The organism is Kitasatospora sp. NPDC057512, from assembly GCF_042802135.1.
Classification (GTDB): domain Bacteria; phylum Actinomycetota; class Actinomycetes; order Streptomycetales; family Streptomycetaceae; genus Kitasatospora.
The window spans coordinates 1-7,168 of the sequence record NZ_JBHVET010000446.1 but is presented as its reverse complement, the minus strand read 5'-3'; the positions used below and the strand labels follow the sequence as shown (position 1 = coordinate 7,168).

At 73.5% G+C, this 7,168-nt stretch carries 7 protein-coding genes and 1 pseudogene; 3 read left to right on the top strand and 5 right to left on the bottom strand.

All coding sequences use genetic code 11. The features are described 5' to 3' along the window. Window positions 1-238: pseudogene (locus ACFU6K_RS25695) on the bottom strand (hypothetical protein); the annotation flags it as partial. Between the two features lie 270 nt (window positions 239-508). Next, on the bottom strand, window positions 509-1,474 hold the full coding sequence (locus ACFU6K_RS25690; protein ID WP_380666791.1) for a LysR family transcriptional regulator: 966 nt from the start codon (window positions 1,472-1,474) through the stop codon (window positions 509-511). Between the two features lie 69 nt (window positions 1,475-1,543). On the opposite strand from ACFU6K_RS25690, the gene ACFU6K_RS25685 reads away from it, so the two are divergent. Then, entirely contained in the window at window positions 1,544-2,518 is a 975-nt protein-coding gene (locus tag ACFU6K_RS25685) for a DMT family transporter (protein WP_380666789.1), read from the top strand. Window positions 2,519-2,584: 66 nt separating this feature from the next. Here ACFU6K_RS25685 and ACFU6K_RS25680 read toward each other — a convergent pair whose 3' ends face one another. Continuing rightward, window positions 2,585-3,436, bottom strand: a complete 852-nt coding sequence (locus ACFU6K_RS25680) for a LysR family transcriptional regulator (protein WP_380666787.1) — start codon at window positions 3,434-3,436, stop codon at window positions 2,585-2,587. A gap of 43 nt (window positions 3,437-3,479) precedes the next feature. Between ACFU6K_RS25680 and ACFU6K_RS25675 the strand changes: the two genes are divergently transcribed. Continuing rightward, complete coding sequence (locus tag ACFU6K_RS25675; protein ID WP_380666785.1) at window positions 3,480-3,602, top strand: hypothetical protein; 123 nt, start codon at window positions 3,480-3,482, stop codon at window positions 3,600-3,602. 34 nt (window positions 3,603-3,636) lie between these two features. Here the strand turns inward: ACFU6K_RS25675 and tgmC are convergent, their stop codons facing one another. Continuing rightward, complete coding sequence (tgmC, locus tag ACFU6K_RS25670) at window positions 3,637-4,779, bottom strand: ATP-grasp peptide maturase system methyltransferase (RefSeq protein WP_380666783.1); 1,143 nt, start codon at window positions 4,777-4,779, stop codon at window positions 3,637-3,639. Beyond that, window positions 4,776-5,069, bottom strand: a complete 294-nt coding sequence (locus ACFU6K_RS25665; RefSeq protein WP_380666781.1) for a hypothetical protein — start codon at window positions 5,067-5,069, stop codon at window positions 4,776-4,778. Before ACFU6K_RS25665 ends, tgmC begins: the two co-directional genes overlap by 4 nt. Before the next feature lie 682 nt (window positions 5,070-5,751). On the opposite strand from ACFU6K_RS25665, the gene ACFU6K_RS25660 reads away from it, so the two are divergent. Then, on the top strand, window positions 5,752-7,168 hold a 1,417-nt coding region (locus tag ACFU6K_RS25660), incomplete at its 3' end, for a hypothetical protein (protein ID WP_380666779.1).

Here is a 7,168-nt window from a genome sequence, read left to right as displayed (position 1 = left end):
GCCAAAACCCTGGGAGCACGGACCGTGGACGGTGCCCGATGAGAACGACCCCCCGGTACGCCCTGGCCGCGCTCGCCCTGCCCAGCGCCCTGGCCGCCGCCTCGTGCGCGGCGCCGGTGGCAGGAGCGGCGGTGGCGGCGGGCCCGGGTGCCGCGAAGGCCGAACCCGCCCCGGCGATCGGTAGCGGCAGGACGAGGGCGAGCACGGCGGCCACGGCGGTGCGACGGAGTCTGGTCATGTGGAAAACGGTAGGTCGCGAACTCCGATCCGACCTCGCCGCGAAGGCTGAGACGCCGTCATCTCCGCGGCGTAGCAGCGCATCGCCTCCGCGGATGACGGGAGCCCGCGATTCCCGGCCGGACGGCGGACAACCGAGCCGCGGGCGTACTGCGCATGCCGTATCCCCGGCAGCCGCGGGAAGGACGCGGAGCGAGTGCCCCGAGCTCGACGCCGCCCGGTGACGGGTGCGGCGCCGGTAGGACCGGACGGCGGCGCCGCTTGTCGGCCGTCACGGCGCGCTGAGCGGTTCTCCTCCGGAGGAGCCGATGGGCGGGGCGTGGCGGACGGCGGTGTCCAGCCGCCGCATCCTGGCGGTGGCGAGTGCCGCCACCGCTTCTGCGGCGGGCGACAGTTCGGCGTTCGGCGGGTGCACCACAGCGAAGGTCTCGTGGAGCGGGGGCGTCAGCGGGGCCCAGTGCAGCCCCGGCGGCACGCGCTCGGCCAACCCGTGCAGCACGCCGCGCCAGGTGACCGTGTCGGCCAGGCCGGCCGCCGTGATCTCCAACGCCGTCTCCGTCTCCTCCACTTCGATCCTCGGGTGCAGTGAGCCGCCCACCGCCTGCACGCCGGCCAGCAGGTGGCGGCGGGTGGAGTCCTCCTTGCGCCAGCTCACATCGGGCAGGACCAGCTGCGCCGCGGCGAGCTGCGCCGGTGTGACGGGTGCGGACGCCCGCGCCGGATCCGCGCTGACGTAGACCAGTTCGTCGCGCATCACCGGGTGGACCGCCAGGTCCGCGCCGCCGAAGGGCAGGGCGACCACGGCGACCTCCAGCGCGCCGCGGCGGAGCTGGTCCAGCACCGGGACGGAGTGGGGCCCGACGAGTTCGACCCGCAGTCCGGGGTGCCGTGTCAGGACGTCGGTCACCAGGTCACTGCCGAGGTAGTGGCGCGCGGTGCGGAACACACCGAGGCGGACTGTTCCGGTCAGCACCCGGCGGACCGAGGCGACCGCCCGGCCCGCCGCGTCGACCGCGGCCAGTGCGGCGGTGGCGTGGGGCTGTAGTGCTCGGGCGGCCTCGGTGGGGACCAGGCCCCGGCCCACCCGGCGGAACAGTCCGGTGTCGAGGTGCTTCTCCAGCAGGCGCACCTGTTCGGAGATCGACGGCTGTGCGTAGCCCAGTGCGGCTGCGGCGGCCGTGAACGAGCCGTGTTCCAGGGCGGCCTGGAAGCAGCGCAGCTGCTGGAGCGTGATCAAGGAATCTCCTGTGGATGCGAGAGGAAAGCAAGGCTACCTCGATGGATCCGGCGGACTTAGCTTCTGGGTGTGACTACTCGACCCCCGTCCCGTGTCGCGGCCCGCGGGGCCGTTCTCTGCCTGGTGTCGGCGAGCGGATTCGGCCTCGCCCCGGTGTTCGCCAAGCAGGCCTTCGCCACCGGTGCCGGCGTCACCACCGTGCTCACCGCCCGCTTCGCCGTGGCAGCCGCCGTCTTCTGGGCCGTGGTGGTCTGCCGCCGTCCACGCCGTCCGCAGCACCCGCAGCACCCGCAGCACCCGTGCCGCCCTCACGGGCGGATGCTCTCGGCGGGCCTGGCCCTGGGTGCCGTGGGGTACGCCGTCCAGTCGGCGGCGTACTTCGGCGCGGTCGCCAGGATCGACGCCTCGCTGGCCGCGCTGCTGCTCTACGCCTACCCCGCCGTGGTGACGCTGCTCGCCCTCGCCCTGCGCCGGGAGTCTCCCGACCGCTACCGGCTGGCCGCACTGGCCTGTTCCGCGCTCGGGGTGCTGTTCGTGCTCGGCCCGGGCGGCGCGGGGCCGGGCGCCGATACCGCGGGTGTGCTGCTGGCACTGGGGGCGGCGGTCACCTACGCCCTGTACCTGACGGCTGCCGACCGCCTGGTGAGGAGCCTCGATCCGCCGCTGCTGTCCGCACTGGTGTGCACCGGCGCCTGCGCCGGCCTGGCTGCCCTCGGCACAGCGACCGGTGGGCTGCGGCTGCCGTCCGAAGCGGCGTGGACGTGGATCGGGTTGCTGGCCCTGTGCTCCACCGTCGTCCCGGTGTTGTGCCTGTTCGCCGGGACGCGGGCGGTGGGAGCCCCGACCGCCGCGATCCTGTCCTGCACCGAGGTCCTGGTGACCGTCGCCGCCGGCGCCCTCTGCTACGGCGACCGTCTCACCGCCGGACGGGTCTCGGGTGCCGTGGTGGTGCTCGCCTCGGTCGCGATCGTCGAACGCGGCCGACGCCGCCGGGAACGGCCGCGGTCGGAAGCCTCCCCCGCCCCGGTTCCGGTGGACGGCTGAAGTCGGCCGCAAACGCCCTTGTGCGGTGGCTCGTTCGCCATCACCGGAGGCTCCGGTAGCCGGTGCTCAGCGGCGGTACGCGGCTGTCGCGATCTCGACGAAGGACCGGATCAACGGGTTGGTGTCGCCCTCGTTCCACGCCGCCACCACTCGGCTCGGCAGCATGTCGGTCAGCGGTACCACGGCCAGCTCCGCGGGCAGGTCGTGTCCGAGCGGGGCCAGGCCGACGCTGCCGTTCCACAGCACGGCCTGCTGGCATTCCTGGACGGTGCGCACCACGGCGCCCTCGTGCGGCCTGCCGCCGTTCCAGTACGACTGCCAGACGGGGTCGGTGCCCTGCGGGAACTGGAACCAGCGGCGGTCGTCCAGGTCGGCCAGCCGCAGTCGGCCGCGGCCGGCCAGCGGGTCGTCGGCGCGCAGGACGACGCCGACCGGGTCGCTTCGCAGCGTGCGCACCGTCAGGGCGGTCTCGTCGAACGGTGCCCGGGTGAGGGCGACGTCGACGAGCGCGGCGCGCAGCCCGCAGGTCGGGTCGGTCAGATCGGTGTCGCGGATGCGGATGTCGATGCCGGGGTGGCGTCGGCGGTAGGCGGCCGCCAGCCTGGTCACGCCGGGGTCGGTGAGGTTGCCGAGGATGCCGACGGTGATGGTCGCGGCACCGGCCGCCGAGCTCACGCGGGCCCGGACGCGGTCGGCGTGGTCGAGCAGGGACCGTGCCTCGTCGAGCAGCACCGTGCCCACCGGGGTGAGCGAGACGCCGGCGGGCGAGCGGTCGAGCAGCAGGGCCCCCACCTCGGCCTCCAACTGCTTGATCGCCCGGCTCAGCGGAGGCTGGGTCATGTGCAGTCGGGTGGCGGCCCGGCCGAAGTGGAGTTCCTCGGCGACCGCCACGAAATACCGCAAGGTACGAAGCTCCACGCTGCAACGATACCCGCCGGGTATCGACACCGCAGGACGGGTCTTGGACACCCGTGAGGCCCCGGCGGTGCACCACCTGACCGGCGGCGACCGCCGGATCGCGCTCAACGTCGGGCTCGTCACCACCGCGGCCGTGACCGTCCGGCTGGCCGCCGGGCTGTGGTAGGAGCTCTCGACCGTCGGCACCGAGCCGCCCCGGCTCAGATCGGCAGGTTCCAGCCCGGGCCGTCCTCCGCACCGATCCACACCCGCTGTCCGGCCGCCGAGACGGTGATCCCGAAGCCTTCCTGGTGCGGCTCGCCGGCCCGCTGCCAGAGCTGTAGGGCCTCTTCGACGCGGTCCCACAGCCGTAGCGGGCCCCGCTGGGTGACGGTCCATCCTCCGTCGGGGCGGGGTGAGGTGCGGGCCTGGGAGCCGGTGGCGACGTCGGAGAGGATCTGTGTCGCGCCGTTGCCCATGCGCTCGGCGGAGGGGGCGGCGAGCTGGGCGACCCAGCTGCCGGTCCAGGTGTCGACGACGGCCGGGTCGATCAGGCTCGGCCGTTCGTCGCCGGGCAGCATGGCGAGGGTCGAGCGGGGCGGGCGGTCGTGCGGGCGGGCGATCATGAAGCTGGTGTAGCCGGGCAGGAACCGGCCGGTGGCTTCGCCGGGGCCGGTCACGGTGAGCTCCGCCAGGCCCGAGGCATAGCTCCAACCGGACAGGGTGACCAGGATGCGGCCGCCCGGCTTCACCTGGTGCAGCCAGGGCATCGGCAGGTAGCGGACCGAGCAGGTGGCGATCAGCCGGTCGTAGGCGCCGCCGTCGGGGTCGCCGCGCAGTCCGTCGCCGACGACGAGGCGGGGCGTGTAGCCGGCGGCCCGGAGCGCGCCGGCGGCGCGGTCGGCGACCCGTGGGTCGTACTCGATGCTGGTGATGTTCCCGTCCCCGAGCCGGTGTGCGCCGAGGGCGGTCGAGTAGCCGGTGCCGGTGCCGATTTCGAGGACGCGGTGTCCGGTGTCCGTCCCGAGCCGCTGCCACATCCCGAGGACGAGGGACGGCAGGGTGGAGGAGGACGAGGGGGATCCGACCACCGGGCGTCCGTCCGCGTCGTCCGCGCCGGTGTGGCCGTCGAGTTGGGTGATGAGCGTCCGGTCGGTGTAGATCCCCTCCAACCAGCCGGGGTCCCCCTGGCGCACCGGCCGGTAGGCGGTCGGGCCGCTGCCTTCGACCGGGAGGAAGTACGTCCCGGCGAAGACCTCGCGGGGGACCGCTTCGGCCGCCTTGATCCATGCCGGGTCGGACAGCGCGCCGCTCTCGGCGAGGTCGGCCGTCAGGGCGGCGCGCAGCTCTTCGGACGTGCTCATGCGTCGGGGCCTCTCTGCAACTCGTCAGCGAGTGCGTGTGCGATGCGGTCGGTGGTCTCGGGCGGTTGCCACGCCCACTGGCCGTTGGGGTTGCATTCGAGGAACGACCAGGTGCCGTCAGGCGTGACGGCGAAGTCGAACGCGCCGAACACCAGCCGGAATTGGCCGAGGTAGCCGGCCACGGACCGCGCGACCGGTTCGGGTACGGCGATCGGCGTGCAGGTCATCAGGTCCTGCCGGTGGCGCCAGTCGAGGTCCGGGCTGTCGCTACGGGCGTCTGCGTCATGCATCCTCCTCGTATCGATGGTGCCGGTTCACTGGCGACCACTTTGCTGGTGCACGAAGCTGCTTCCAAGTCCGTTCCGGCGGACGGAATATGCCACGTTGCGGAGACGATCTCCCGCGCCCCGCCCCGCCCCGACGGTGACGGTGTGTCGGTTGTCGGCGACGCCAGCCCGGGGTCCGTCGGCGAGGGCGGCACCGGAGACCGGTCACGGCCGCTGTCGGGCCGGCCGCCGTCGGGGCGGTGGTCGTCGGGGAGGTGCCCCCGGTGGGCGGTGGTCGTCGGGGCGGCGCCCCCGGCGGGTGGTGGCCGTCCGGTTCCGTCCGGGGTAACGGTTGGGGCGGCTTCGCGGGTTCACCGTTTCGAGTAGAGAATTCCTGAAAGAGAAGTCGCCTGGTCAAGAGCGTGCGGTGAAGCCGGAGTTGTGAAGTGCGCATGGCATTCTGACGGCTTGCCGCCGGCGCGGATCCTGCCAATGCAAGGAATTCGTTCAGTGCTTAGTTGATTCGCGCAAATCCCTTCCGTTCATCGATCGAATCTGACAGCATCGTCCGCTATCCGGCGACCGATCGCCGGTGATCAGTGCGCCGCGCGCGACCGCGATCGCGGTCGCCCCTGCTGCTGTCGGCCTTCCTCATCGGACGCCGCCGTCGAGACGTGGCCGCCCGCCCGCGCCACGTGGAGGAGATGTGACCACCCAGGCCGGCACCCGCGTGCCCACCCCCGACACCGCCCAGCACCCCGCGCGCTGGGTCCGCACCAGGCTGCGGGCGAACCCGCTGGCCGCGCTGCTCATGGCGGTCCTCGCGTTCGTCACCGTCTTCCTGGCGGCGGCCTTCCCCCGCGTCACGGACCGGGGCGCGGACACGGCGCTCCAGTCCTTCGTCCGTCAGAAGGGCATCAACGCGACCAGCCTGCAGAGCACCTCCAAGACGCGGGAGGACGACAACGCCGCCGAACTCGACCGGGTGCAGCGTCAACTCGTCGAGCAGGTCGACGGGCGGCTGACGCTGTCCCGGTCGGGGCAGGCCTACGGTGCCCGCGCCCTGGCCAACCACTACATGACCAATCCGGGGTACGCCCACCTCTCGGACAAGGAGCCGTACCCGGTCCTCAGCCTGCTCTACCTGCACGACCTGGCCGCCCGGGCCACCCTCACCGACGGCACCTGGCCGACCCCCGGCGCCGTCGGCGATCCGCTGCCGATCGTGGTCAGCAGGAAGGCCGCCGAGACCATCCGCATCAAGCTCGGTGACGTCATCGACAACGGCGACGAGGGCGCGGGCGTCCGGCGGACCACCGTGGTGGTCGGCCTCTACGAGGCCAACGACCCCCAGGACCCGTTCTGGGACGACCTCGGCTGCCCGGCCCGCGCCTGCCTGAACACCGACGCCGAGCAGGAGCACTGGACGACCAGCGGGTTCGTCGACGGCGGCAGCCTGCCCGCGATGGTCCACTGGGGTTCGAGCGCCGAGAACTTCTGGCGGCTGCCCGTCGACCCCGCCTCGCTGCACGCCGACCAGCTCGACCGTACCCGCGGCGTCATCAGCTCCTTCCTGACCGGGCGCGACGCCACCGCCCTCCACGACGCGATCAGGCGCCCCGACCTGCACACCGTCTCCGGCCTGCGCGACGTCCTCACCAGGGCGGACGAGCGCTACCGCGCCTCGCTGCCGCTCAGCATGATCGGCCCGGCCGGCGTCGCGGGCGTCGCCATCGTGGTGCTGTTCCTGGCCGCCGCGCTCACCACCGACCGGCGCGCCGCCGAGATCCGACTGCTCCGGGCCCGCGGCGGTTCCGTCGCCGGGGTGCTGCGGCGGCTGATCGGCGAGGGGGCGGTCACCGTCCTGCCCGCCGCCGTGCTCGGTACGGCGCTCGCCCTGGTGCTGCTGCCCACCCCCCGGTGGGACCGCGCGGTGCTGGCGGCCCTGGCCGCGACCCTGATCGCTCTGCTGGCCTTCCCGGCCCGCGCGGCCCTGCTGTGGACACGCCGGCGGCCGGTCAGCGGCCGACGCCGACTGGTCGGCGAACTCGCCGTCCTGGCGGTCACCGTCGCGGCCGTGGCGGAGGTCCGGCGCCGGGGCGTCGGCCACCCCGGGGCCGGGG

What these genes read in the sequence shown, in the direction of transcription:
- ACFU6K_RS25665 (WP_380666781.1), bottom strand. Translation starts at nt 5,069, where the DNA reads ATGCATGACGCAGACGCCCGTAGCGACAGCCCGGACCTCGACTGGCGC.
- tgmC (WP_380666783.1), bottom strand. Translation starts at nt 4,779, where the DNA reads ATGAGCACGTCCGAAGAGCTGCGCGCCGCCCTGACGGCCGACCTCGCC.